At 45.1% G+C, this 2,172-nt stretch carries 2 protein-coding genes; both read left to right on the forward strand.

Annotated features, from left to right (window positions below):
• Nucleotides 1–204 precede the first annotated feature (204 nt).
• Nucleotides 205–360, forward strand: a complete 156-nt coding sequence (locus R7Z49_RS23200) for a hypothetical protein (RefSeq protein WP_167542826.1) — start codon at nucleotides 205–207, stop codon at nucleotides 358–360.
• 223 nt (nucleotides 361–583) lie between these two features.
• Nucleotides 584–2,056 (forward strand): group II intron reverse transcriptase/maturase, encoded by a 1,473-nt coding sequence (ltrA, locus tag R7Z49_RS23205; RefSeq protein WP_318112095.1) that lies wholly within the window; start codon nucleotides 584–586, stop codon nucleotides 2,054–2,056.
• The last annotated feature ends 116 nt before the right edge of the window (nucleotides 2,057–2,172 follow it).

The raw sequence follows: 2,172 nt of genomic DNA on the forward strand, positions 1-2,172 counted from the left end.
TGCCCGTGCGACCTGAAGTCGTATGAAGCGTTGTTCACCACGACAAGAGTGAACCATCTGTATCACCAGATGACCCTAGGATCCTGAATAAAGCAGCGGATCTGACAATGTAACGAAACTTGGCCGTTAGGCTGAGTGGGAACAAAATCGTGAGAAGATGTTCCTCCTGAAAACCACAATTCGGGTAAGTGCTAGGGAGTCAATATGATGAACGTATGTGAATCCATTAAAGGTGCGTTATACGATGAAGCAGCGGAAGTGGTTAATACGCTGTGGCCAAAACGGCAACGAGAGTCGGAAAGGAGTTGGGCATTGGCCTTTCGTGATCAAAGTACTCTCCGCACTAGAGTGGGCATCTAAGTTGACATTTTACGTAACATACGGAACAGGGTAAGCCTGTATCGCTCCCTATGGGAAAGCCTTTGTGGCCGATAGCGATGCGGGTAAAGGAGGTCGGAGAAAGCGAAGGCTGCATTGTAACGATGCAGATACAGACTCGTGTCTGGTCACGAAAGTGAGCCCACTTCCGACTGGTCTTTCGTTGCGAGAAAGTTTGAAGAACTTTATTTAAGGAGAAACGCAAATGATGATTTCTAAAGAGATTAGTGCCTCTCCTGACAGCGCTCAATGGCAGTCTATCGACTGGAAACCCATTGAATCGCATGTATTAAAGCTTCAGATGCGTATCGCAAAGGCAACTAGAGAAGGTAAACACGGTAAAGCGAAAGCCTTGCAGTGGATACTAACTCATTCTCGCTCAGCCAAGCTTCTTGCAGTAAGGCGAGTATCTCAAAATAAAGGTAGTAAAACGCCTGGAATAGATGGTGTCATCTGGAACACAGATGCACGCCGCATAAAAGCAGTTAATCAATTGAGTCGAAAGGCGTACAAAGCCCAACCGCTCAAGCGTATCTACATCCCCAAGAAGAACGGCAAGCTCAGACCACTGGGAATTCCATGCATGATAGACAGAGCGCAACAAGCCCTCCATCTTCTTGCATTAGAGCCTATATCGGAAACGCTTGCTGACCCCAACAGTTATGGGTTTAGGCCAAATCGCAGTACTGCCGATGCAATTGGGCAGTGTTTCAAATGTTTGGCATTAAAGAAATCAGCTAAATGGGTACTTGAAGGGGATATTAAAGCTTGTTTCGACAAGATCGGCCATCAATGGCTTCTTGATAACATCGCTATTGATAAGAGAATGTTGGAACAATGGCTAAAATCTGGCTTTATGGACAAAGGTCTGTTTTATCGCACCGATGAGGGAACACCACAAGGTGGGATAATATCACCAACCTTGATGCTAATGACTCTTGCTGGACTTGAGCAGCATATTCAGTCTACAGCCCTCAAAAAGGGTACTAGAGCCAATTTTATTGGATACGCCGACGATTTCGTCGTCACCTGTGCTTCAAAGGAAGTGTTGGAGAACGATATCAAACCGTTGATCGCTGACTTTTTAGCGGAAAGAGGATTAACATTATCCGAAGAGAAAACGCACATTACACACATCGATAACGGCTTTAACTTTCTAGGGTTCAATCACAGAAAGTACAAAGGGAAATTGCTCATTAAACCGAGTAAATCTAACACATTGCTGTTCTTGAGTAATCTGCGCGAACTCATCAAAAAGCATGCAACAACCTCTGTAAACGATCTTATCAAACTGATAAATCCGAAATTAAGGGGTTGGGCTAATTATTATCGCCATTGCGTGGCTAAACAGGTATTCGGATGTGTTGGTCATAAGCTATTTCTTGCATTATGGCACTGGGCAGTGAGGCGTCATCCGACAAAATCCAAAACTTGGGTGGCCCTTAAATACTTCGTCAACCGAAAAGGCCAATGGCATTTTCATGGTTGGCAGAAGATCATGGATATGGATTGCCAGTTCAATCTCTTCCAAATAGCCAAAGTACCAATCGAGAGGCATGTAAAAATCCGAAGTGCAGCGACACCATATGATCCTCAACACCAAGAATACTTGGCTAAGAGAAAGTCAAAAAGGCAAGCTCGTAACTCTTGGAAGGAGCCTACTCTCGCTGCTTTATAAGTTGCTGGGTATCAAAACGATGCCTTCGTGAAGGCTTGAGCCTAGTGCAGTGAAAGTTGCACGCTGGGTTCTTAGGGGGGCCGCACTTGGTAACAAGTGTCGTCTACCCGACCAAA

Origin of the sequence: Vibrio sp. 1562, from assembly GCF_033340155.1 — a bacterium.
Lineage (GTDB): Bacteria > Pseudomonadota > Gammaproteobacteria > Enterobacterales > Vibrionaceae > Vibrio > Vibrio alginolyticus.